24 protein-coding genes and 3 tRNA genes are annotated in these 22107 nt (G+C 58.4%); 17 read left to right on the top strand and 10 right to left on the bottom strand.

Features of this window, described 5'->3' with window-relative positions:
• Window positions 1-21 precede the first annotated feature (21 nt).
• From kal to ACOYW0_RS25105, 3 genes are all read left to right on the top strand, one after another.
• Complete coding sequence (kal, locus tag ACOYW0_RS25095; RefSeq protein WP_482416435.1) at window positions 22-423, top strand: 3-aminobutyryl-CoA ammonia lyase; 402 nt, start codon at window positions 22-24, stop codon at window positions 421-423.
• Entirely contained in the window at window positions 416-1237 is an 822-nt protein-coding gene (gene kce, locus ACOYW0_RS25100; RefSeq protein WP_482416436.1) for a 3-keto-5-aminohexanoate cleavage enzyme, read from the top strand. The genes kal and kce overlap by 8 nt, the downstream gene beginning before the upstream one ends.
• 345 nt (window positions 1238-1582) lie before the next feature.
• Entirely contained in the window at window positions 1583-3067 is a 1485-nt protein-coding gene (locus ACOYW0_RS25105; RefSeq protein ID WP_482416437.1) for a Na+/H+ antiporter NhaC family protein, read from the top strand.
• A 112-nt stretch (window positions 3068-3179) separates the two neighbouring features.
• Here the strand turns inward: ACOYW0_RS25105 and ACOYW0_RS25110 are convergent, their stop codons facing one another.
• Entirely contained in the window at window positions 3180-3527 is a 348-nt protein-coding gene (locus ACOYW0_RS25110) for a nucleotide pyrophosphohydrolase (protein ID WP_482416438.1), read from the bottom strand.
• Window positions 3524-3697: a hypothetical protein gene (locus ACOYW0_RS25115; RefSeq protein ID WP_180146551.1), complete on the bottom strand. Its 174-nt coding sequence runs from the start codon at window positions 3695-3697 to the stop codon at window positions 3524-3526. The genes ACOYW0_RS25110 and ACOYW0_RS25115 overlap by 4 nt, the downstream gene beginning before the upstream one ends.
• 109 nt (window positions 3698-3806) lie before the next feature.
• On the opposite strand from ACOYW0_RS25115, the gene ACOYW0_RS25120 reads away from it, so the two are divergent.
• From ACOYW0_RS25120 to ACOYW0_RS25140, 5 genes are all read left to right on the top strand, one after another.
• Window positions 3807-3893, top strand: a tRNA-Leu gene (locus tag ACOYW0_RS25120).
• 220 nt (window positions 3894-4113) lie between these two features.
• A tRNA-Leu gene (locus tag ACOYW0_RS25125) sits at window positions 4114-4200 on the top strand.
• A 222-nt stretch (window positions 4201-4422) separates the two neighbouring features.
• Window positions 4423-4509 (top strand) — tRNA-Leu (locus ACOYW0_RS25130).
• Window positions 4510-4666: 157 nt separating this feature from the next.
• Entirely contained in the window at window positions 4667-5254 is a 588-nt protein-coding gene (locus ACOYW0_RS25135) for a hypothetical protein (protein WP_482416439.1), read from the top strand.
• Window positions 5255-5265: 11 nt separating this feature from the next.
• Window positions 5266-5811, top strand: a complete 546-nt coding sequence (locus tag ACOYW0_RS25140) for a GNAT family N-acetyltransferase (RefSeq protein WP_482416440.1) — start codon at window positions 5266-5268, stop codon at window positions 5809-5811.
• A gap of 42 nt (window positions 5812-5853) precedes the next feature.
• Here ACOYW0_RS25140 and ACOYW0_RS25145 read toward each other — a convergent pair whose 3' ends face one another.
• From ACOYW0_RS25145 to ACOYW0_RS25160, 4 genes are all read right to left on the bottom strand, one after another.
• The gene (locus tag ACOYW0_RS25145; RefSeq protein WP_482416441.1) at window positions 5854-6273 is read right to left on the bottom strand and encodes a hypothetical protein; all 420 of its coding nucleotides are present in this window, start codon (window positions 6271-6273) and stop codon (window positions 5854-5856) included.
• Window positions 6274-6367: 94 nt separating this feature from the next.
• Window positions 6368-6820: a hypothetical protein gene (locus ACOYW0_RS25150; RefSeq protein WP_482416442.1), complete on the bottom strand. Its 453-nt coding sequence runs from the start codon at window positions 6818-6820 to the stop codon at window positions 6368-6370.
• Between the two features lie 119 nt (window positions 6821-6939).
• A complete protein-coding gene (locus ACOYW0_RS25155; protein WP_482416443.1) occupies window positions 6940-7509 on the bottom strand; it encodes a GNAT family N-acetyltransferase in 570 nt (189 codons plus the stop codon).
• A 260-nt stretch (window positions 7510-7769) separates the two neighbouring features.
• Entirely contained in the window at window positions 7770-8666 is an 897-nt protein-coding gene (locus ACOYW0_RS25160; protein ID WP_482416444.1) for a DMT family transporter, read from the bottom strand.
• Window positions 8667-8990: 324 nt separating this feature from the next.
• Between ACOYW0_RS25160 and def the strand changes: the two genes are divergently transcribed.
• The 9 genes from def (at window position 8991) to ACOYW0_RS25205 (ending at window position 16982) form a co-directional block, all read left to right on the top strand.
• A complete protein-coding gene (def, locus tag ACOYW0_RS25165; RefSeq protein WP_180146533.1) occupies window positions 8991-9500 on the top strand; it encodes a peptide deformylase in 510 nt (169 codons plus the stop codon).
• 3 nt (window positions 9501-9503) lie between these two features.
• Entirely contained in the window at window positions 9504-10445 is a 942-nt protein-coding gene (fmt, locus tag ACOYW0_RS25170; protein WP_482416445.1) for a methionyl-tRNA formyltransferase, read from the top strand.
• Between the two features lie 195 nt (window positions 10446-10640).
• Window positions 10641-11996, top strand: a complete 1356-nt coding sequence (gene rsmB / locus ACOYW0_RS25175; protein WP_482416446.1) for a 16S rRNA (cytosine(967)-C(5))-methyltransferase RsmB — start codon at window positions 10641-10643, stop codon at window positions 11994-11996.
• 63 nt (window positions 11997-12059) lie between these two features.
• A complete protein-coding gene (locus ACOYW0_RS25180) occupies window positions 12060-13025 on the top strand; it encodes a PASTA domain-containing protein (RefSeq protein WP_180146524.1) in 966 nt (321 codons plus the stop codon).
• Window positions 13026-13109: 84 nt separating this feature from the next.
• Entirely contained in the window at window positions 13110-13775 is a 666-nt protein-coding gene (rpe, locus tag ACOYW0_RS25185) for a ribulose-phosphate 3-epimerase (RefSeq protein WP_482416447.1), read from the top strand.
• A gap of 90 nt (window positions 13776-13865) precedes the next feature.
• Window positions 13866-14306 (top strand): type II 3-dehydroquinate dehydratase, encoded by a 441-nt coding sequence (gene aroQ / locus ACOYW0_RS25190; RefSeq protein ID WP_482418863.1) that lies wholly within the window; start codon window positions 13866-13868, stop codon window positions 14304-14306.
• Between the two features lie 14 nt (window positions 14307-14320).
• Entirely contained in the window at window positions 14321-14962 is a 642-nt protein-coding gene (locus ACOYW0_RS25195) for a TetR/AcrR family transcriptional regulator (protein ID WP_180146518.1), read from the top strand.
• Window positions 14959-15696: a futalosine hydrolase gene (mqnB, locus tag ACOYW0_RS25200; RefSeq protein WP_482416448.1), complete on the top strand. Its 738-nt coding sequence runs from the start codon at window positions 14959-14961 to the stop codon at window positions 15694-15696. Before ACOYW0_RS25195 ends, mqnB begins: the two co-directional genes overlap by 4 nt.
• A 458-nt stretch (window positions 15697-16154) precedes the next feature.
• Window positions 16155-16982, top strand: coding sequence for a 1,4-dihydroxy-6-naphtoate synthase (locus tag ACOYW0_RS25205; RefSeq protein ID WP_482416449.1), 828 nt, complete (start codon window positions 16155-16157; stop codon window positions 16980-16982).
• A gap of 657 nt (window positions 16983-17639) precedes the next feature.
• On the opposite strand, the gene ACOYW0_RS25210 is transcribed toward ACOYW0_RS25205, so the two are convergent.
• From ACOYW0_RS25210 to mqnE, 4 genes are all read right to left on the bottom strand, one after another.
• Window positions 17640-18530, bottom strand: a complete 891-nt coding sequence (locus tag ACOYW0_RS25210; protein WP_482416450.1) for a menaquinone biosynthetic enzyme MqnA/MqnD family protein — start codon at window positions 18528-18530, stop codon at window positions 17640-17642.
• Window positions 18531-18634: 104 nt separating this feature from the next.
• Window positions 18635-19798 (bottom strand): amidohydrolase family protein, encoded by a 1164-nt coding sequence (locus ACOYW0_RS25215; RefSeq protein WP_482416451.1) that lies wholly within the window; start codon window positions 19796-19798, stop codon window positions 18635-18637.
• Window positions 19795-20856 carry a cyclic dehypoxanthinyl futalosine synthase gene (gene mqnC, locus ACOYW0_RS25220; RefSeq protein WP_482416452.1) on the bottom strand — a complete coding sequence of 354 codons (1062 nt, stop codon included), beginning with the start codon at window positions 20854-20856 and terminating at the stop codon, window positions 19795-19797. Before mqnC ends, ACOYW0_RS25215 begins: the two co-directional genes overlap by 4 nt.
• Window positions 20857-20868: 12 nt before the next feature.
• Window positions 20869-21951 carry an aminofutalosine synthase MqnE gene (gene mqnE / locus ACOYW0_RS25225; RefSeq protein ID WP_180146500.1) on the bottom strand — a complete coding sequence of 361 codons (1083 nt, stop codon included), beginning with the start codon at window positions 21949-21951 and terminating at the stop codon, window positions 20869-20871.
• Window positions 21952-22107: the final 156 nt, after the last annotated feature.

Below are 22107 nucleotides of genomic sequence, written 5' to 3' on the forward strand. Positions count from 1 at the left end.
GACGTTAATTCAGGAGACAACATGAACACACTGGTAGAATCACTGATCCGAATCAGAATAAGCGCACACGACGCACATTACGCGGGGTCGCTTGTGGACGGAGCGCGCATGCTCAATCTCTTCGGAGACGTGGCAACAGAGCTGCTCATCAAGTACGACGGCGACGAGGGGCTCTTCCGCGCCTACGACAGCGTGGAGTTCCTCGCCCCGGTGCGGGCTGGGGATTACATCGAGGCCAAGGGCCGCATCGTCAAGGTGGGGGGCACCAGCAGGCGCATGGAATTCGAAGCCTGGAAGGTCATCGCCCCCACCCCCGAACACGGAGAGACCGCAGCGGAGCTGCTTGCCGAGCCTGTTCTTGTGTGCAGGGCAAGCGGCACCTGTGTCACCCCCAAAGAAGCCCAGAGGATTCGCCATGAGTAACACGCCCCTGATCATCTCGGTAGCCATTGTGGGAGCGGAGCTTACCCGGGACACCTACCCCAACCTGCCCCTGACCCCCGACGAGATTGCGGAGGCCGCAGAAAAGGCGGTAGCCGCCGGTGCCAGCATCATCCACCTCCACGTACGCGATGAAAACGGGCTTCCCACCCAGCGCGTCGACGTGTTTGAAGCTGTCACCGAAAAGATCCGCAACCGCTGCGACTGCATCCTGCAGTACTCCACCGGCGGTGCCGTGGGCACCCCCGTTGAGCTGCGCTGCGATCCGGTGTCCTTAAAGCCTGACATGGCCACCCTGTCCATGGGCACCATGAACTTCGGCTCCGAGATCTACGAAAACACCGAGGAGACCATCACCACCATTGCCAGGGCCATCACCGACAACGACGTCATGGCCGAACTGGAGGTGTTTGACTTCGGTCAACTCGAAACCGTCACGCGCATGGTCAGAAAAGGCCTGGTCCCGGAAAGGCACCACATGGATTTTGTCCTGGGGGTCCCGGGGGGCATGGCAGCCACCATCTCCAACCTCGTGATGCTGGTGGACCGCCTCCAAGAGGGCCAGACCTGGGCCGTTGCGGGCTTAGGACGCGGCCAGCTTCCCATGGCCATGCACAGCATCGCCATGGGCGGCCATGTGCGCGTGGGCATCGAGGACAACATCTATTACCGCAAAGGCGAGCTTGCCGTCTCCAACGCCCAGCTCGTGGAACGCGTGGTGAGAATCGCCCGGGAATACGATCGCCCGGCAGCCACCGTGGACCAGGCCCGACAGATCCTCGGGCTGAACGGATAGCAAAAGAACAATGCATCACCCCGCTCTTTGACAAAACACAGGACACAACGCTGCCCAATACATCTGGTCTGTTTCTCTGCGCTGAAGCGGCAGCTCCCACGGATGGTCAATCCATTTCAGGCCGAACGTGCCGTGAAATGAGACGATAGCCCCCCCCAACCACCCAAAGGAAAGAGAAGGAGAAGAAGGTAAAAAAATGAAAGACCGCCCCGTCTGACGCAGTCGTTTTGCAAGGGTCTCCCTTGAAACAACAACACCACGAACCTGAACATGAAGTGACAAACACGCCGGACAACGAGGTTCGGCAGAAACAAAAAACTCCAAGCACAGGTAAGGATGAGATTTATGTTTTCCGGTTTGTTGAAATTAAGTCCTGTTTTTGTCATGGCAGGCCTGATGATATCAGGCTTTGACGCATTGCTCGCAGCCCCCCTTGCGACCATTTACGCAGCCATCGTGGCCTTTGTTACAGAAAAGATGAAGTTCCAGAAAATTGTCGACGCCGCCATCGACAACGTCAAAGAGATGCAGCTTGTCTTTTTTATCCTCATGCTCGCCTATGCCATGGCAGAGGCCTTCATGGCAACGGGTGTCGGCGCATCCATCATCACCATTTCCCTCAACCTCGGCCTCACCGCCAAGACCGTTGCCGTCACCGGGCTGGTGGTCACCGCCATCCTCTCCGTGGCCACAGGCACCTCCTGGGGAACCTTTGCCGCGTGCGCGCCGGTGTTCCTCTGGCTCAACCACATCGTGGGCGGCGACATCGTCCTCACCACCGCAGCCATCGCCGGTGGCGCCTGCTTCGGCGACAACATCGGCCTCATCTCGGACACCACCGTGGTGAGCTCCGGTATCCAGAAGGTGGAGGTCATCGACCGGATCCGCCACCAGGGCATCTGGTCCGTGCTCTGCCTCATGGCCACGGCCGTGGTCTTTTATATGGTCAGCGCCATGATGGGCCTGCCCAGTGAAGTGGGCAACGCCACCGAGGCCATCAGCCAGATTCCCGACACGGTCTGGAGCGCCCTGGCCGAGAAGCGAGCCTCCGCCGTGACCCTGCTTGAGCAGGTACAAAACGGTGTGCCCCTTTACATGTGCATCCCCCTTCTTCTCGTCCTGGTGGTGGCCATCATGGGCCTTCCCACCCTGGTCTGCCTGGGCATCGGCCTGATCTCTTCCCTGCTCTTCGGCCTTGTGGCCGGTACCGTGGAGTCCATCCAGAGCTACCTCGACCTTATGTACAGCGGCTTTGAAGGGGCCGGGTCCTGGGTCATCGTCATGATGATGTGGGTGGGTGCCTTCGGCGGCATCATGGGCAAAATGCATGCCTTCGAGCCCGTCTCCAGGCTCATCACCACCCTTGCGGGCAGCGTGCGCCAGCTCCTCTTCTACAACGGTGTCCTCTCCATCCTGGGCAACGCAGCCCTGGCCGACGAGATGGCCCAGATCGTCACCATCGGTCCCATCATCCGAAACCTCACCGACGAAAACGTGGAAGCACCGGAAGAAGAGATGTACAAACTGCGCCTGCGGAACGCCACCTTCGGCGACGCCCTGGGTGTCTTCGGGTCCCAGCTCATTCCCTGGCATGTCTATGTCGGGTTCTACGTGGGCATTGCAACGGCCGTGTACCCCCTGCACACCTTCGTTCCCATGGACATCATCAAGTTCAACTTCATGGCCATGATCGCCGTGGGTTCCATCCTGATCCTGACCCTCACAGGCCTCGACCGTCTGATCCCCCTCTTCGGGCTTCCTTCAGAGCCCGACGTCAGCCTCAAGGACAAAGAGAAGTATGCCGGTAACCTCGCCCCTGAAAAACTGTAGCGAGCCCGACCCTGCCTTACCGGGAGCCTGAACCCAAAACGCCCCTTCCACGCATGTGAAAGGGGCGTTTTGCCGGGCGGGCCCCATGGAAAGGGCCCTGGCTACAGATGGATCACCTGTATTCCGTGTATTTTTTCGCCTTCCCCCGAACCATGTCTGCCGGGTATTTGGCCTCGTTGAGTGCCATCTTGCGCTCCACGGCCCCTTCAATGTCGATCTTCAACAGGTCGGCCAGTCGGCAGAGGTAGACCTGGACGTCGGCGATCTCCTGGGCCACCGCCTCTTTTTTGTCGGGCTCCAGGTCAAAGGAGGCCTGCTGGGTCAACCACTGGAAATGCTCGAGGAGCTCTCCGGCCTCCACGTTCAGGGCCATGGCGATGTTTTTGGGGGAATGGAACTGCTCCCAGTCACGCTCTTGGGCAAAATGTCTAAGCTTTGCCTGTATGGTATCTATATTCAAAACGGAATATCCTCATTATAAAGTTCGTCATTGGTGCCAACGCCCTTGGAAATACACCCACCGAAGCCCGGTGGCGAGCCCTTTTTCAGGAACCCTGCATTTTTTGACCCCATGGTTCCACCGCCCCCCGGCAGGATGCAGGCGCCTATCCCATGAAATTCGTTATCCATCTCCATCATCCCCTTGGAATCCCTTTTTTGCCTGACAATTTAAATGACAAAAAAACGTGAAAAGCCTTGATTGGCGGGCAAAGCGCTGCTATAAGTCTTTTCACAAATCGCCGAAGTGGTGGAATTGGTAGACGCGCTAGTTTCAGGGACTAGTGAGAGCAATCTCGTGGGAGTTCGAGTCTCCCCTTCGGCACCAGTTAAAAAGCAAAAGCCCTTGCATGATCGTGCCGGGGCTTTTTTGTTTTGAGCGCTCGAAACCCGGAATCAAGACCCAATAAGAGACACCCGAAGCCGGAAGTATCCGCCATTTCACACGTTCCCGGACCGTCCCTTTTCCGGGTGTCAAAAAAATATGTAAAACCCATGAAAAGCCTTGATCCACGGGCAAAGCGCTGCTATAAGTCTTTTCACAAATCGCCGAAGTGGTGGAATTGGTAGACGCGCTAGTTTCAGGGACTAGTGAGAGCAATCTCGTGGGAGTTCGAGTCTCCCCTTCGGCACCAGTTAAAAAGTAAAAGCCCTTGCATGATCATGCAGGGGCTTTTTTGTTTTTTAGCGCCCGAAACCCGGAATCAAGGCTCAAAAAAGGGGCACCGCAGACGGAAGTATCCGCCATAGCACATGTTCCCCGAACCACCCCTTTTCCGGGTGTCAGAAAAATACGAAAAACCCATGAAAAGCCTTGATCCACGGGCAAAGCGCTGCTATAAGTCTTCTCACAAATCGCCGAAGTGGTGGAATTGGTAGACGCGCTAGTTTCAGGGACTAGTGAGAGCAATCTCGTGGGAGTTCGAGTCTCCCCTTCGGCACCAGATAAAAAACAAAAGCCCTTGCATTCACCTGCATGGGCTTTTTTTGTTTTACCCCCCTCACCTCTTTATCTTTATGGTTCTCCGGCTGGCTCAGCCGTGGTAAAGATAACCTGCGTTTCCCGAAAAAGATATCCCCACACATCACAGGAAGGTTTGCATGAACAGATCCCGTTTTTACAGCCTTGCCCTTGTTCTGTTGTTGGGAATCACGCTGCCCCCCGCAACACAGCGCAGCGTTGCCATGGAATCCGACGAACCCAACACAGCCTTTGTGGAACTCGCGGGAAACCGCAACCCAAGCTTTGGCGGAGGCGGCGGCGGACTCTCCCTTTACGGAGATCACACAGCCTTCCTTGCCGGGATCGCAACCTTCGGCTCCTCCTCCTTTGACGACTATTTTGTAGGGTTCACCCTCGGAGCTCGCTTTCATCGGCACAACCCCTTTGAGTCTTCCGTCACCCCCTTCATCGGCGTGGGAAGCTTTCTCGGGTTTACCCAGGAGGAAGAGGAAGCCGAAGACGATGAGATCGACAACAACATGGACGGTGACGTGGACGAAGAGGGTGAAACAAAAACGTCCATCTCAGATACCCTGGCCTCCATCTACCCGGAGGTGGGCCTCCACATAAGGATCCCGGGCTCCGGCCTGCTCACCCTCTCGGCGCGATACAACGTCACAAGCAAGGGCAGCGAACTCGACAGCTGGATATATGCCATAGGGTTTACCATTCCCTTCTATTTTTAAGGAGAACCGAAATGCCTCCGCAGCACCTGGAACTGGCCCCGTTCGAGCCGGAAGATTACACCACCCTGGCCTCCTGGATCACCGATGAACGGACACAGGCCGTCTGGTCGGCCAACACCTTCCCCTACCCCCTGACCCGGAATGACTTCGAAGATTTCCTGAGCATCTGCCGCACAGACACCCCCCACCGGGAGTTCATGAAGGCCACAGACCAAGATTCCGGGGACATGGTGGGGGTCTTCAGCCTGAAGCGCATCGACAGCCTGGGCCGCACCGGCCACCTCAGCCTCATCATGGTTTCCCCCCAAAGCCGGGGCCGGGGAACGGGCTCGGCCATGGTCCGGGCAGCCCTGAAGCGGGGGTTTGAAACCAAAGGATTTCGCCGCATGCAGCTCTACGTCTTCAACTTCAACACCGCAGCAAAAACATGCTACGAAGCCTGCGGCATGACCAATGAAGGAACGGGTAAGCTGAAGATGACGTATAAGGGAGAGAATTGGCAGGTGGAGGTGATGGGGATGGAAAAGCAGGAAAAACAGGTGATAGGTGATAGGTGATAGGTGATAGGTGATAGGCCGAGGCCCCACGGGCCATACCTATCAAGGGGACATGTCCCCTCCCTCTATCCTGTGTATCTCAAGGGTGTAGTCGCTCACGGGGTGGGCGGAGAGTTCGATGGTGATCAGGGCGTCCAGGGAGAGAACCTCAACGATGCAGGTGTCGTCGTCCCGGGTTGAGGTCAGCCTGGCGGAGGTGCCGGGATCAACGCTCATGTAGAGATCTTCTCCTCGGCCGGTGATGAGATACCTCTCCCCTTCAAAACCCAGGATGCGGTACCGTGTGATGTGCTCGCCCCCCACGATATCGCTCACCACAAAAGGTTTTTTTGCCTCTTCCACACGGATCCAGGTGGTATCCCGGGAGACGCTTTCGTGGGTATGAATCACATGGTTGACGCAGCCCGGGGCAAGCAGGAGAGACGCCATCAGAATCACAGCCACCATCGTTGGTTGTTTCATGAAGAATCCTTTGCAAGGTGGAACCACACCAGCAGACCGGATAACCAAGAGCCCTGGTTATCCGGCTGTGTCTTTAACCGAACGACTCTTTCGATCAATCCTCTTTGATAACGATGCGCTCCAGGCCGTGGGCCTCGAACTCGGTGTCGTATTTGGCGCTCATCTCCCCGAGTTTCTCCATGAGGACCTCTGAGCCCATCTCCTTGAGCTTCTCTTCGTCTTCCTCTTCCTCAAAAAGATCACGCATGCCCAGGCGCTGGGAAAGCTGTGCCCAGAACTCGTTTTCCACGAAGTTTTCCATGATGGCCATGTGACGGCTCTCGGCCAGGGAGTCTTCGGTCTCAATGTAATCGTTGTGCTTCTCGCTGAAGGTAAAAAGGGACTCCAGGCCCATCTTTTTGTAATGGGAGAAGATCTTCTTGCGCAGCTCGCGGTAATCCGCAGTCTCTTCCGAGGGCTCAAGCTCGTGGGAGTGCATCACGTAATCGGCCACCTGGATCATCTCCACCAGCAGGCGGTATTCTTCTTTGGATATGTTCAACAGCATAGGGTGCTCCTGTGTTTTTGTACGATCTATATTAAGGATTATATTCAAACGCTCCGAAACGGGGCGCTAAAATCATATCAAACGTTAACATGCAACCGGGCCCGGCCCAATGACTGGCATTACAACACCAGCCGATACCGTCTCTCGGGCAGGGGCCGCCCCCACTGGACACCCTCCCACCTCGACTCAAGGACAAACCCGGACGACTCGTAAATTGCGCAGGCAGCTTCAAGGCCTTCAAAGGTCTCCACCACCATCTCACGGGCGCCGGTCTCCCTGGCAAACCCCACGGCCCTTGCCATCAGGGTCTTTCCAAGGCCGTGCCCGTGCAGGGACGGGTGAAGGAAAAACCAGCGGAGCGCCACCTCACCGGGCTTTTCTCGGCCCGAACGGTCCACGGCAAGGGAGCCCATGACGGTATCACAGAGAGGCATGGGGCAGCCCGGACTCTCTGTATACTGCATCACCCGGAAAAAAGCGTCCACCCCGGCCTCATACCGATTGAAAAATTCGGAAAGCCCGGTGGCAATCACCCCTTCGAAACGCCGACCAAGCTGCCAGCGTTCACGGTAAAACGACGCTTCAAGGGAGGTAATCCGACCGATGAGGCCCGTGACGTACCCTTCCTCCACGGCCAGACCGCCCATGGTCGAAGGATATACCGATTCATTTGATGCATGGACCTGCATGGGCCGAGCCTCCTTATTCAGTCAGATTGCAAAAAAACCAAAACATGCCTCCGGCGGCAAGGTGTGCCACCTTGAAAGCAGGTTGCAAATGCGCTTTGATCATCGTTTGGACCGCCAGCCTTTTACATTACCCGCCCGAGACCCCTTGGCCCCTGGAGCGCCGCACTCCTGTGCGGCACGGGTAACGACGGACTAAAAAGCCGCACCGGAGTGCGGCGCTCCGTTTTATTTAGATCGCGGCAGGGCCACCAGAAACAGTTTTAACCGGACGACCGGCTTGAAAGCGCCACACCGGACAGAATAAACCCGGCGCTGGCCAGATGAACCCAGCCGATGGGTTCCCCTAAAAAGATCATGGCCTCCACCCCGCTGAACAGGGGCAGGAGATAATAACAGACAGCGGTACGCCCCGGGCCGATGAGCATGATGGCCCGATTCCACAGGGCAAACGCGGCCACGGCGGCACAGACACCTAAGTAGAGCAGCACCCCCATGGAGGCCAGGGGCATCAGGGGAGCCAGGGAGAGCCCCCGTTCCCAGAGATATGCGGGAACCAGCATGATCAGCCCCAGGCAAAAGGTGGCCCCGAGAAAGGTCATCATGGAAAGGCCCGGGGGCTTTTGTTTCACCAGCAGAGAATAAAAGGCGAAAATCAGGGCCGCCACCACCATCAGAAGATCTCCGCTGTTGAAACGCAGCTCAAGGAGCACACCCGGTGAACCGCCCGTAAGAAGCAACAGCACTCCGAAAAACGCCATCAGGGTACCCGCCACCTTTGCCCCGTGCATTGCCTCCCCCAGAAACAGCCAGGCCAGGATCACGATAAACAATGGGGAGACCATGGCGATCAGGGACAGGTTCAAGGCGGTTGTGGCGTGCCCGGCCACATAAACAAGGGTGTTGAACAGGGTCACCCCTGAAAAAGCGGTGAGAAAAAGATAGCCTGCGTGTGCCTTTATCCGTGCTCTCTCCCTCACAAGATGCGGCAGGGCAAAGGGCAGCAGCACCGCAACGGCGATGACCCAACGCCAGAAGGCCAGGGTCACCGGAGGAAGGCTGTGGTGAAACCCGCGGGCAACGATAAAGTTCCCTGCCCAGAGAGCCGTGGCGCCCAACGCACACATGATCCCAAGCCATCGTGTTTTCCGATCTTCCACACCACGCCCCTTGCCTATATTTGATTGAGACTCCCAGAGGGGCCACCCACCCGCTCCACGGGAAACCGGAGCTGACGCCTCATTTTCAATATCATTTCATCAACAGCTAAAAAAGTAGTGGTTATCCCAATTTCCACGGCAAGGCAAGCCCAGACAGGGACCAGTCCTGTTTTCAACGGGAACACTGCCCGTTACCCTCCCTGCTGTCTAAAACACCTGTTGTTCGGCCCATCAAGACGTGATACTCTGCAAAATGGTCATACGGCCCATTGCCGGTCGTTTTGACCGTTTTTGAACACACTGACACACAAAGGTTTATGAACCATGACCATACTTGACATCGTAACGTACCCGGACAAGAGCCTTGCCCAGCCTTCAGAAAAAATTACCGACATCGACGAGACCCTGAAAACCCTCATCGAAGACATGGCCGATACCATGTTCGAGGCTCCCGGCGCAGGCCTGGCCGCCGTGCAGGTGGGCGTCAGCAAGCAGCTCATCGTCATCAACACCACGGAAGAGGGCCAGGAGAACAGCTACATGGCCCTGATCAACCCCGAAATCGTCGAAGCCGACGGAGAGTTCATCTCCGAGGATGAAGGGTGCCTGTCCGTGCCTGAATTCCGCGCCACGGTCAAACGGTTCAACCGCGTGAAAGTCACGGCCCTGGATGTGGACGGCAACCCCATGGAGCTCAACGAAGAGGGCTTTCCCGCTGTGGTACTTCAGCACGAAATCGATCACCTCAAAGGCGTCCTTTTCATCAACCGCATCAGCGCCCTGAAGCGGGAGATGTACAAGCGCAAAGTCAAAAAATGGATGAAAGGCCGCTAAGACATGAGCAAACCCTCCATCATTTTTATGGGGACCCCCGACTTTGCCGTCAACGCCTTGAAGGCCCTTCACGAAAGCGGACTCTTTGAGATTGCCCTGGTGGTGAGCCAGCCCGACCGGCCCAAAGGCCGAGGCCGAAAGCTGGAGCCCACCCCGGTGAAGGCCTATGCCCAGGCCATGGGATACCGGGTGGAACAGCCGGAGACCGTGAAATCCGACGAATTCATCCGCCTGGCCGAAGAGATCGCTCCGGACTTTTTTGTGGTGGTGGCCTTCGGCCAGATCCTCAACCAGCGCCTCCTGGATGTGCCTAAGGTATGCCCGGTGAACATCCACGGCTCGCTGCTGCCCAGATACAGGGGATCCGCCCCCATTCAGCGGGCCGTCATGAACGGTGATGCCGTCACCGGCGTCACCACCATGGTCATGGACCGCGGCATGGACACCGGCGACATGCTCCTCACCGTGGAGACTCCCATCGGCCCCGAGGACACGGCAGCCACCCTCCACGACCGTCTCTCCGAGCTGGGGGGCGAGCTTATCGTCAAGACCCTTCCCGGCCTTCTGGACGGCAGTGTGGTGCCCGTGCCCCAGGACAACGAGGCAGCCACCCACGCCGCCATGCTCTCCAAAGCCGAAGGGGAGATCGACTGGAACGCCCCGGCCCGTATCATCGACTGCCGCCTGCGCGGCATGACCCCCTGGCCCGGCGCCTTCACCTTTCTGGATGAAAAGCGGTTGCGTATCCACAAAACCCAGCCCCTGGAGACGACCGCCACCGCCGTACCCGGCACCGTGGTGACCAGCGGCTCCGAACTGGTGGTGTCCACCGGCGAAGGGCTCCTGCGCATCGTGGAACTCCAGGGAGCCAACGGCAAGCGCATGCCAGCCGAAGCCTTCCTCCGCGGCAACCCCATTGAACCGGGTGCCCGCATGGGGCGCTGAAAAGCGCATATCCATATTGCGTCAGTATACATCAAGCGCCGCCGATGGAATCATGGGCGGCGTTTTTGATGGGCTGAAAACCAAGGTATGCCACCGTTCCAGTGAGCCAGCCCGTAGGGTGCACTCGGTGCACCCTGTTCGGGTCACCCCAAAAAAACATATTTTTTTCAATCACTTTTAAAAGCAGGACAATCCATGACCCAAGACGCCCGAAGCCTGGCCTTTGAGATACTCACCACCTTTGATAAAAACGCCGACGCCACCTTAGACTCTGTGATGGACCGCATCACCGGCAAGGTCGAGCTGGACCGGCGGGAAATGGGCCTTGCCAACGCCCTTGTTTACGGGGTGCTTCGACACAGGGGGCAGCTGGACTACACCATCGACCACTTTGCGACCAAGGGCATCGCCAGGATCGATAAAAAAATCCTCACCATCCTGCGCATCGCCCTGTTCCAGCTCCGGTTCATGGACAGGATCCCTGAATCCGCAGCCGTGAACACCGCCGTGGAGATGGCCAAGGTCCACGCGTCTGAATCGTCCGGAGGGTTTGTCAACGCCCTGCTGCGCACCTGCCTCAGAAACCCGGACGAACCGTCCCTGGAGGAACTCGCCCCGGAAAAGAAACTGGCCGTCACCACCTCCATGCCCCAGTGGCTGGTGGAAAAATGGATTGCCCGCATGGGCCTTGAAGAGACAGCAGCCCTATGCCGGGCCTCCAACGACATTGCCCCCATCACCGTGCGCACCAACACCCTCAAAACAACCCGGGAGGAGCTCTCCGAGCGCCTTGCCCCCCAGGTGGAGACCCTTTCCCCCACCCCGGCATCCCCTTTGGGCCTCTCCTTTACCTCGCCCAAAACACCCATCTTTGAGATGGACGCATTCAAGGAGGGGCTTTTCCAGGTCCAGGACGAAGCCGCACAGCTCATCGCCCTGATGGTGAACCCAAAGCCCGGCTCACGGGTTCTGGATGTCTGTGCGGGGGTGGGCGGTAAATCCGGCCACCTGGCCCAGGTGATGGAAAACCAGGGGGAGCTGGTCTCCATGGATGTGGAGGCCTACAAACTCAAAAGCCTGGCCCGTGAGATGGCACGCCTCGGTATCACCAACATCACCACCCACGCCTGCGACCTCACCCGCGAGAGCCCCGATATCATCGGAGGCGGATTTGACGCCGTCCTCGTGGACGCCCCCTGCTCCGGCCTCGGGGTCATCCGTCGAAACCCGGACACCAAATGGAAATACTTCAAGCGCAACGCCACCCGGCACACAAAAAAGCAAAAAGCCATTCTCTCGGCAGCGGCCCGGTGCGTGCGCCCAGGCGGTACCCTGGTTTACGCGGTCTGCTCCATGGAACCCGAAGAAAACGGGGCCGTGGTGGAGGCCTTCCTTGAAAAACACACGGATTTTCGTATGATGAAACCCTTTGACGCCGCCCCCCAAGGGGCCGAGGCCTTCATCACCCCCGAAGGGTATGTGGCCCCCCTGCCCCACAAAAACGGTATGGACGGCTTCTTTGCGGCTCGCATGGTGCGGGAAGAAAAGTAATATTTTAAAAGCAGTATCTTTTTGCCGGCACCTCACATGCCGGATACACATCGGGGAATCATCATGTTCAAGGGTCTTCTCAAGTTCTTCTCTCTCTTCATTCTCTTTGTCGCAGCCGCCGGGATCACCTCCTTTGTGACCCTGACCTACATCATCGGAAACGAAAAGAGCGTGGTGGTCCCCGACCTGGTGGGGCGTGACGTTATCTACGTCCTGGAGACCCTCTCCACCATGGAACTCAACACCAAGGTCAAGGGTTCGGAATTTTCCCCCCGCATCCCCAGAAACCGCGTCATATTCCAGGACCCGGAGCCCGGTACCCGCATCAAACGGGGCCGGGACGTGCGGATCGTCTTCTCCAAGGGCCCGCAACTGGTGGCCATGCCCTCCTTCAAACACCTTGCCCTAGCCGAGGCCAGGATCCAGCTTACGGCAATGGGTCTTGAGTTCGGAGCCACCTCCACCCTCTACCACCCGGAGGTGGAAAAAGGGGCGGTCATCGCCCACGTGCCGGCTCCCGGTGCCCTGGTGACCCGGGGAGACAAGGTGGACCTTTTGCTGAGCAACGGCAAAGAGCCCAAGGCCATGATGATGGCAGACCTCACCGCCAGCCCCCTGGATGTTGCTTTGGAGCGCATCGAGACCATGGACCTCAAAGTGGGCACCATCACCTCCACGCCGTCGGACACCGCCGAACGCAACAGCGTTCTCGACCAATTCCCGAAGCCAGGTTTCAAGGTGACCCGGGGCCAAACCGTAGACATCACCATCAACCGGTCCCCGCGTCCCGATGATGAATCCATCAGAACAGGCGCCACAGGCTCCCGCCTCTTTACCTGGCGCATGGACGAAGGGTTCCTGAAAAAACGGGTCAAGATCCAGCTGGTTGGGGACCGTCACACCGACACCATCCTGGACCGGGAGGCCCTTCCCGGAGAAGAGCTCTGGGTCCTTGTGCCCACCTTTGAACGCGCAACCCTCTTCCTGTATGAGAACGGCCATCTCAAAGAGACACGTTTTTTTGATTAAGGCGATTGATTTTCAAGGCTGTTCGGGATAAAAAAGCAACAATTCTTTATTTTATCAACCCCATGAAATATCAGGATGTTATTCATGTCCATCATTGCACCTTCCATATTGTCGGCAGACTTTTCAAAACTCGGAGACGAAATCAAGGCGGTTGAGGCTGCCGGAGCCGGCTGGATCCACATCGACGTCATGGACGGCCACTTCGTGCCCAACCTCACCTACGGCCCCATCATTGTGGAGGCCTCAAAAAAAGTGACGGACCTTCCTCTGGACGTCCACCTCATGATCGAAAAGCCGGACCTTCTCATCCCTGACTTCGTCAAGGCAGGTGCCGACTGGATCTCCGTCCACGCCGAGGCGTGCACCCACCTGAACCGCTCCATCCAGCTCATCAAGTCCCTGGGTGCCAAAGCAGGGGTGGCCCTGAACCCGGCCACACCGGTGAGCGCCATCAAGTGGGTATTAGACGAGCTCGATTTTGTCCTGGTCATGAGCGTGAACCCCGGGTTCGGCGGCCAGTCCTTCATCGAGAACAGCCTCGATAAGGTTCGGGAGATCAAAAAAATGATCAAAGACCGGGGCCTGTCCACCCTCATCCAGATCGACGGCGGGGTAAACAAGAAAACTGTCCGCGCCATCGCAGAGGCCGGTGTGGACTCCTTTGTGGCGGGCTCCGCCATCTTCGGCAGCGAAAGCTACGAAGAGACCATCTCCTTTCTCGAAAAAGAGATCGATGAAGCATCCAACTAAAGGCACCGCCCCGCGGCGGTCTGCCCGAACCACACAACGTGCGGCGGCTTCGGCCGTCGCCATCCAAAAGGGAGGCCCCTTGTGAAGCCCATGGTCATCGACGTCATCCACGGCCCCAACCTCAACATGCTGGGACGAAGAGAACCTGAGATCTACGGCACCACCACCCTTGCCGACATCGACCGGGAACTCAACACCCTGGGTGCCTCACTCGGGGCGGACGTGGAGAGCTTTCAGTCCAACGCCGAAGGGGAGATCGTGGACCGCATCCAGGAGGCTTACGGGCGCGTCAGCGGGCTCATCATCAACCCGGCGGCCTACACCCATACCAGCGTGGCCATCCGGGACGCCCTGGCCATGCTCTCCTGCCCCATTGTGGAGATCCACCTCTCCAACATCCACAAGCGGGAACCCTTCCGCCACCACTCCTACGTCTCGGGAGTGGCAGACGGGATCATCGCCGGTTTCGGCGCCAGGGGATACACCATGGCCTTAAAAGCCGTCCTGGACATGATCCGGGACAAGAAGTGACAAGGCATACCTGAATGGAACCCAACCAGACCTTCCTGAACCTGCCCGATGAAAAAAAACGCCGCATCGAAGATGCAGCCGCCGATGAATTTTCCGACAACGGATACCGAAGCGCGAGCATCAACGCCATCGTCTCCAGGGTCGGCATTGCCAAGGGCTCCATCTTCCAATATTTCGGAGATAAAAAAGGACTTTTCCTTTTTATTTTCGGGCAGTCCGTGGAAAAGGTGAAGAGCTACTTAAAGGACGTCCGGGACGCCACCGCCGACGCGCCCTTAAGAATTCGCCTGGAAGAAACCTTAAAGGCCGGGGTCGGGTTCACCCGAAAACACCCGGTGATCTACCGACTCTATGTGAGAACCCTGGCTGAAAAAGAGATCCCCTTCCGCTCCGAGATCCTCACCTCCATCCGGCGCTACAGCCTGGAGTACCTCCGCTCTCTCCTCGAAACAGCCCGGGACAAAGGCGAACTCCGGGACGGAGTGAACATCGAGGCCGCCTGTTTTATCATGGACGCGGCCATGGACCGATTCCTCCAGGCCCTGACCCTGCCCCACATGGACGGCGGCCTGGGCATTCACGACGCCGATGACACCGAGCTGGAGCAGCGGATCCAAACCCTGTGCGCCAGCCTCCTTACCGGGGTGACACCATGAATACCGTCCTTGTCCTCTCCGCTGTCCGCGCAGAACTCGCCCCCATGCTGGCCCGCCTCGACAATCCGAACCGCATGGAGATTGCCGGTCGCACCGCCATGGCTGCTACCGTGGGCACAAAAAAACTCATTGCCCTTGAGGCAGGCCCCGGGGCCGTGAACACCGCCCAGGGCCTAACCGCCGCCATAGAACGCCTCTCTCCCTCCCTCATTGTCCAGGTGGGATGCGCCGGAGGGTTTGCCAGCGCGGGAATCTCGGTGGGGGATGTGGCCGTGGCCACCGAAGAGATCGACGTCCACATGGGCCTGGAACCCAACACCGAGGAAAAAAGCGTGCACATCTCTCCCCTGCCCTTTCCCCTCATGGAAATAAACGGCAAAGAGTACAGGCACCGCTTCCTCCTCGACCGGGAACTCGCCGGGGATGCCATGGCCGCCATACGCACACAGGGAATTTCGGGCTTTCAGCTCCACAAAGGCTCCTTTGTGAGCGCTTCCACCATCACGACCACCGCCTCACGGGCCAAGGGCCTGTTTGAACTCTACTGCCCGGTCATGGAATCCATGGAGGGAGCCGCAGCCGCCCACGTGGCCCTGCACTACGGCATCCCCTTCCTCGAAATCAGGGGGGCCAGCAATCTGGTGGGTCCGCGAAATCGAAACGCCTGGAACCTGCCCCTGGCCTTTGAAAACAGCTGCGCGTGCCTGATGGCGGTGTTGCAGGAAACCATGTAACGACTCAGCTCAAAAACGCCTCCGGCGGGCAGGGGATAAATCCCCTAAATGCTCCGTCCCTTCGTTCCTCAGGGACCTCACATTTGCTGACGGGTCGTACCCGTGGCTGAGGAGCTCCCTTTTTTGTAACTATTCAGCTTATGCCTCCGGCGGCCCTGCCGGGGGGTAAACCTTTGCCTGATTTTATAAAGGCGGGTTTAACAAACAGGTTTTAAAAAATCTTTTTGGGTGAGTTTTGCTTTAAAGGCGGATGTGATTTGACCCGAGGAACGAGGGGCAAAACGCATCCGCAACCTGCTTTCAAGGTGGCACACCTTGCCGCCGGAGGCTGTTTTTTTAGCTGATAAGCTACCTTTTTTTTTAAAATAATAGAGACCTGTCTGAGGCGATTTTCATAAAGCTGATCACGGAATCACGCCATAGAACACAAACGACATTCAGACCCACAGGCACATGCAATGAATCGAACCTTGGCATACTCCACCTGCCCCAACGACACGTTCATTTTCCATGCCCTTGTCCACGGACTTGTAAAGGCCGGAGACACAACCTTTGAGACGCACCTCCACGATGTGGAGGCCTTGAACGGCTTTGCCACAGAGAGAACCTTTGACATCACCAAGCTCTCCTTTGCGGCATTGGGCCACCTGCGCCACCGCTACGCCCTCCTGCGCAGCGGCGCTGCCCTTGGCAGGGGCTGCGGCCCCCTCATCGTGGCAAGGCCCGGGTTCGATCCCAAGCGCTTAAGGGAAATTCCCATCGCGGTGCCGGGCCTCATGACCACGGCCCACCTCCTGCTGGGCCTCTACCTCGGCCAAACGCCCAACGCCATCCCCATGGTCTTTGACACCATCATGCCCAAGGTGGCCTCAGGAGAGTTCGAAGCGGGCCTTATCATCCACGAAAGCCGCTTTACCTACGCCGACCACGGCCTTGCCTGTGTGGACGATTTAGGAGCCTTCTGGGAGCGGGAAACCGATCTCCCCATCCCCCTGGGCGGCATTGCCGCAGCCCGGGACCTCCCCAAAGACGAGATCACCCGCATCGAAACCGCCATTTCCCAAAGCGTCACCTACGCCTTTGCCCACCCCGACGCCTCCCGCGACTACATCCGCAACCACGCCGTGGAGCTATCCGACGAAGTCACCCAGAACCACATCGACCTCTACGTCAATAATTTCTCCATTGATCTTGGGGATGAAGGCGTGGCCGCCGTGGAAGTCCTTATGGACCGGGCAGAAAAAAGCGGGCTCATTCCCCGGTCCGACATGCCCTTGTTCATATAGGGAACGCCACGCCCTTGGCATCGCAGGCACCCATAATTTCGCAATGATTCCAAGGGTCGAAGCGATAACGGTGCGCACGGCGCACCCTACCATACCAAACGTAGGGTGCGGCCCCCGCACCGCCTAACGCAACGAGGACCACCACCGCAGCACAACCCCCATGGCATCACAGATATCCGCAATTTCGAAATGATTCCGAGGGTTGAAGCGATAACGGTGCGCACGGCGCACCCTACCATACCAAAACGTAGGGTGCGGCCCCCGCACCGACTGACGCAACGTGAACCACCACCGCAGCACAACACCCCATGGCATCACAGATATCCGTAATTTCGCAATGATTCCGGGGGTCGAAGCGATAACGGTGCGCACGGCGCACCCTACCATACCAAACGTAGGGTGCGGCCCCCGCACCGACTGACGCAACGTGAACCACCACCGCAGCACAACACCCATGGCATCACAGATATCCGCAATTTCGAAATGATTCCGAGGGTTGAAGCGATAACGGTGCGCACGGCGCACCCTACCATACCAAACGTAGGGTGCGGCCCCCGCACCGACTGACGCAACGAGAACCACCACCGCAGCACAACCCCTTGGCATCACAGATATCCGTAATTTCGCAATGATTCCGAGGGGCGCACCGCCATTCAATCACACCGCAAAGGCGCGATGGTGGGGCATGGAATGGGGAAATTCCCTTGAAGGCAGGGTTTCAAATGAAGAGGCAAAGGCAGGAACGACTTTCTTGGGAAGAAGTCCGTATCGGTAGAGTTGCTCAAAATAGAGGGAGAGACCTTTGATCTCCTGATCCCCCAGGCTCACCACCAGGTGGTTGAAGTAACGTGTCAGGGTCTCCCTGGAAAGGCCTGTTTTTGCATGAGCATCCGTTACAATACCATGCAAATCTGAGAGACCGGCTGCACGGGATCGGTGAAACAATTCCACAAGACGGTCCACCACGGCCGGAGCCATGGTACAGAAATCCTTTCGTATGGCCCACACTGCAAAAACAAAGGGCAGGCCTGTCATCTGTTTCCACTCCATTCCCAGGTCATAGACGTATGGAAACCGCCCGTGCCAGTCGGCAAGAAGGGCTGAATCCCCTATGACCAGGGCTCCTTTCACGCCTTCGGGAAGGTCTGAAGGGTCATGAACCCTTCCCGGTTCGATGACCGGACAGCCCCCTTTCTTCCGAAGGAGAATGCGCAACAGCTCCACCGAGGTGGCCGACTCCTCGGTCACCATCACACGGTCCCCGTCCAGGGACTCCATGGGCTTATCCGACACAAACAACACGCTCAGAACCTTGCCGTCACATGCAATGGAAAGATCAGGCAACAAAAGCCACTGGTCTGCGTTGCGCGCATAGGCCACGGAGGAGACCGGGCTCATCACCACCTCCCCGTCCCTGAGCATGGCGTTGAGGGTCGCCGGGGGCTCGGTCACCATGGAGAGCCACGCCGGGCAGTCCCCATGGTCGATGCCATGGTAAACCGGGGATACATTGATATAGCTGATACGTCCAATGGGAATCTTGCTCATGACGCTGCCTTCTCTGGTTAAAATCTTAAAAAACGGAAACTATTCCGTTGCCTCCGGCGGGTCGCTTTTTGAAAAAAGCGCCGCAAAAACGTTCCGCTTGGGTTTCATTCCAGAACCCGCACAGCCACGTCCTCGTCTAAAAACCAGCCGTACGAAAAAGGTTGCGGCGTTGATACCCGGGTCACTTCAAGGCACCGGGCCGAGCAGCCGGGGGCAAGACGCCCGAAGCGCCCCGTTAAGCCCAGGGCTTTGGCCCCGTGCTCTGTTGCCATGCGGAAAATCTCGGCCGGGGCAAGCCCCGGTGCCTCGGCGGCGACGGCACGCATCTCATCCAGGATGGAGAGGCTATCGCAACTGGCCAGGCTGTCGGTGCCCAGGGCCACGGTAAGCCCGGCCCCAACCATGGCCTCCATATCCGGCGTTCGGCCATGGAGAAGATGGTTGCTGCGCACGCAGCAGACAGCTGTGGCACCGGCCTCTGCCAGTTGCCTGAACTGGGGCGCCTTGGTCTGCAGGAGATGAACCACAAGGGTCGATGTATCCACCACCCCCAAATCCAGGAGATAGGAGACCGGGTCGTCTGCGGGCAGAGGCCATGAAGAGAAATCGATGCCCCGCTCCGTGAGAAAATCGGCCCAGGCCCCCTTTCCGGTGGTGAGGAACTCACGCTCGGCGTCGGATTCGTCCAGATGAATGCTCAACGGACGGCCTGCCCGGGCGGTAAGGACCTTCATGGCCTGAATGGCTTTCGGTGCCGTGGTGTGGGGGGCATGGGCGGCAAGGCTCGCCCCGGGCGCCCCCTCAGCCCCCGGGGGCATGGCCAGGGGATTTGGGTTGCCCAGATACTCCTGAAACCAGATGCCCTGGACCCTTCCCTCGTCGAACAGGGGCCTTGTAATGCCCAGCGTCGAGATATCGCCAAAAAGGAGAGTTCCTGCCGCCTCAGCATGACGGACCGCCTGTTGCGCCGCCTCCACCAGCTCACTTCTGGGAATACTCTCCCGAACCGCCAGAAGGTCCCTCACCCAGGGGGCAAACCCGGCGTCGCTTTTCACCCGGCCGGAAAGGGCTGACAGTTCCAGGTGGGTATGGGCGTTGACAAAAGCCGGAACAAGGGCGGCGTCTCCGTGCTCTTCAACCTCAATCCCCTTGGGTCCCTTGCCGGTGCCCACGGAGACAATGGTCCCGTCTTCCACCACCAGGTACCCCTGGGGCAGGACGGTGTCGGCGTCCACCACCACCCACGCTGCCCGGTGCACCCGTCTCATGCACACACCGCAAGGTGGTTGTAAAAACAGTCCCGCTGCACCGGGGTGAACCCGGCGGAGGCCACCACACGGATCAGCTCATCTTTGGGCAGCATGTGATCCACGCCTGCGGCGGAGACCACGTTCTCCTCGATCATGGTGGAGCCCATGTCGTTGGCGCCGAAAAAGAGCGCCACCTGGGCAATTTTCTCGCCCTGGGTGACCCAGGAGGCCTGGATGTTATCCACGTTGTCCAGAAAGATCCGGGAGAGGGCCAGAACGCGCAGGTAGGCGTCGGCCGTGGCTTTCTCCACGTCAAGGGCGGTGTTGGACGGCTGAAAGGTCCAGGGGATAAACGCAGTGAACCCGCCGGTCTCGTCCTGAAGGTCACGAATCCGGGTGAGGTGCTCCACGATCTGGGCCGGAGTCTCCAGGTGGCCGAACATCATGGTGGCCGTGGACCGCATGCCCGCAAGATGGGCCTGCCGCATCACCTCCAGCCAATTGTCCACCCCGCATTTGTTGGGGGAGACTTTTCGGCGCACTTCGTCCACGAGGATCTCTGCCCCGCCACCGGGGATCGATTTGAGACCTGCGTCCTTGAGGGCCTTGACCGTCTCGGCAATGGAGAGCCCGCTCTGGTCCGCGAGCCATGAGATCTCAGGGGGTGAGAATCCGTGGACATGGATGGGAAAGGTGGTGGTGAGCCAGCTGAGGAGGTCCACGTACCAGTCCAGGGTCAGTGCTGGGTTCATGCCGCCCTGGAGAAGGATCTGGGTCCCGCCCAGCTCCAGGGTCTCCTCGATCTTTTGCCGAAACGACTCCCGGCTGAGAACGTACCCGCCGTCTTCACCCACTTTGGAATAAAACGCGCAGAACTTGCACTCTGAGGTGCAGACGTTGGTGTAGTTGATGTTCCGGTCCACCACAAAGGTCACGTCAGGATCGGGGTGCTTGGCCAGGCGCACGGCATGGGCCAGGGCCCCGAGTTCCGGCAGGGTTGCGCGATCATAAAGCTCAAGCAGCTCTTCAGGTCTTACCCGATAACCCGATGATATTTTGTGCGATAGGGCTTCCAAAAGTCGCCTCCCTTAAGAGATATGGTTGTAAAAGGAATCCCGTTCCACGGGCTCGAACCCGGCCCCACGGATCATGGCGGACATCTCTGTCCGGGTGAGGCCCTTGGCAGAGGTGGCACCCGCTGTATGGGTAATCCGCTCTTCGATGATGGTGCCATCCAGGTCATCCGCCCCAAAGGAGAGGGCCACCTGGGCCAGCTTCTCACCGATCATCACCCAATAGGCCTTGATGTGATCGAAGTTGTCGAGCATCAGTCGGGAAACAGCCACGTTCTTCAGGTCATCCACCCCGCCGGTGGGCGGAATGTGGGTGAGCTTGGTGTTCTTGGAATGAAAGGCCAGGGGAATAAAGGAAGAGAACCCGCCGGTACGGTCCTGGAGATCCCGAAGGGTCATCAGGTGAGTCACCCGCTCCTCCAGGGTTTCGATGTGGCCGTAAAGCATGGTGGCGTTGGTGGGGATGCCTGCGGCATGCACCGTCTCCATCACTTCGAGCCAGCGGTCTTTGCCGATCTTCTTGGGGAACAGCTCATCGTGGACCCGCTCGCTCATCACCTCTGCGCCGCCGCCGGGCATCATGGCAAGTCCCGCGGCTTTGAGTTCCGCCACGGTTTCAGCAAGGGAGAGGCCGGAAAGACGGGAAAGGTAATCGATCTCCACCGCCGTAAAGGCCTTGATGGTGGCCTCGGGCCGCACCTCGGCCATGGCCTTGAGCAGGCCGGTAAAATAGTCGAAATCCAGGTTTTCGTTAAGGCCGCCCACCATGTGGATCTCCCGTACGGGCTCATCCATGCGCTCCATGAGGCGGGCCTTGACCTCTTCAACGCTCCACGTGTAGGCGTTGTTGGTTCCTTCGTCCGTGGCAAAGGCGCAGAAGGTGCACCGGTTGGAGCAGACGTTGGTGTAGTTGACGTGCTGGTTGTAGACGTAATAGGCGATGTTGCCGTGGCGCTGCCTGCGCACGTAATCGGCCATGCGCCCCACTGCGGGCAGATCCGGGGACGCATAAAGCGCCATCCCGTCGTCAAAGGACAACCGCTGCCCTGCCTTTACCTTGTCCCATACGGGAGCCAGTGCTGAATCGATAAAATCCATATTCCCCTCTTCCGCGAGGTTTCAGAAGGGCCGAGGTACCACAAGCCCCTGTTTCGATTTACATCCCTGTATATGACCACCCGGTCAGTGACCACGTGGTCATATATACAGAGGTTTTCAGCCCATGGCAAGAAAGATGCGCTGTAGCCAGCAGAA

The sequence above is a fragment of the Desulfoluna sp. HI9BLuna genome, from assembly GCF_056829775.1.